The sequence below is a fragment of the Amycolatopsis sp. SID8362 genome, from assembly GCF_010550475.1.
Lineage (GTDB): Bacteria > Actinomycetota > Actinomycetes > Mycobacteriales > Pseudonocardiaceae > Amycolatopsis > Amycolatopsis eburnea.
On the sequence record NZ_JAAGNB010000715.1, the window covers coordinates 1 to 1,424 of the forward strand.

Consider the following 1,424-nt stretch of genomic DNA (forward strand, 5'->3'; position numbering starts at 1 on the left):
CGGACCTGGACTGGTCGCTCGAAGGCTCGCCGGGGCGCCTGCGCATCGGCCTGCACCTCGACCCCGGCGTCGGCCTCCCGGTCGACCCGGCCACCCGCGACGCCGTCACCGCGGCGGCCCGCGCCTTCGAAGCCGCGGGCGCGGTCGTCGAGCTGGTCGAGCCGTTCCTGACCCGCGAAATGCTCGACGGCCTCGACGTCTTCTGGCGCACCCGCGCCTGGTCGGACATGGCGGCGCTGCCGGCGGAGCGGCGCGCGAAGGTCCTGCCGTACATCGCGGACTGGGCCGCGGGCGGCGCGGAGGTGTCCGGAGTGGACGCGTACCGCGGCTTCGCCCAGATCGACGCGATCAGCGTCGCGGCCCTGCGCGCGACCTCGGCGTTCGACGTGGTGCTGTCGCCGACCTGCCCGGTCGCGGCCCCGCCCGCGGAGTGGGCGTCCCCGACGAACGACCCGGCCCGCCCGTTCGAGCACATCGCGTTCACCGTGCCGTACAACATGTCCGGCCAGCCCGCGGTCTCGGTCAACTGCGGCTACACCGACGACGGCCGCCCGATCGGCGTCCAGCTCAGCGGCCGCCGCTTCGACGACGTCGGCGTCCTCCGTGCGGCCGCGGCGTACGAGCGGCTCCGCGGCCCGCAGCGGCCTTGGCCGATCGGGTAGGGAAGAAGTTCGGGTCCCGCGGCGAAGTGGGGGTGAAGCTGTCGCCGACGGGAAGGAACTCCATGACCGAGGCAGCCCCGGTGACCGGCGCCGAGCAGTTCACCGAGGTGCACGACCGTCACTTCGCCGAGGTCTACCGCTACCTCGCCGGCCGGCTCGGCACGCAGGTCGCGGAGGACGTCGCCGCGGAAACCTTCCTGGTGGCGTTCGACCGCCGCGCGACGTTCGACCCGGCCCGCGGCGAACTGCGCGCCTGGCTGTTCGGCATCGCGACGAACCTGGTGTCGCGGCACCGCCGCAAGGAAGCCCGCCACTACCGGGCCCTGTCGCGGCTCGAAGCGCCGCGGCCCGACGAAGGCCACGAAAACCGCGTCGTCGTGGCCGGCCAGCTGGGAAAAGCGTTGTCCCGGCTGAGCGCCGGAGAGCGCGACGTCCTGCTCCTGGTGGCCCTCGCCGACTTCGACTACGCGCAAGTCGCCGAGGCCCTCGGCATCTCCCCGGGCACGGTCGGCTCCCGGCTGACGCGCGCCCGCAAGAAGCTCGCCCCTGTTCTCTCCCCGGAGGCCTCCGATGAATGACCTCGAGACCTTGCGCACCGCGCTCCTGCCCGGCGAGCCGCCCCAGGACGTCGTCGACCGCAGCCGCCACCAGCTCCAGAACCACGTGCTCGCCGGTCGACGCCGTCGTGTCCGCCCGCTGGCGATCGGCGCGGGGCTCGTCGCCGCCGCTGCGGCCGCCGCGATCGTGGTGGCGACCCTGCCC

2 protein-coding genes and 1 pseudogene are annotated in these 1,424 nt (G+C 74.3%); all 3 read left to right on the top strand.

The annotated features are described in order from the left end of the window. Positions 1-662, top strand: a 662-nt coding sequence (locus G3I65_RS21970) for an amidase family protein (RefSeq protein WP_240924596.1), incomplete at its 5' end; no start/stop codon positions are given. Between the two features lie 62 nt (positions 663-724). Then, positions 725-1,240, top strand: a complete 516-nt coding sequence (locus G3I65_RS21975; RefSeq protein ID WP_160697780.1) for an RNA polymerase sigma factor — start codon at positions 725-727, stop codon at positions 1,238-1,240. Further along, positions 1,233-1,424, top strand: a pseudogene (locus tag G3I65_RS21980) (hypothetical protein); the annotation flags it as partial. The gene G3I65_RS21975 and the pseudogene G3I65_RS21980, both read left to right, overlap by 8 nt.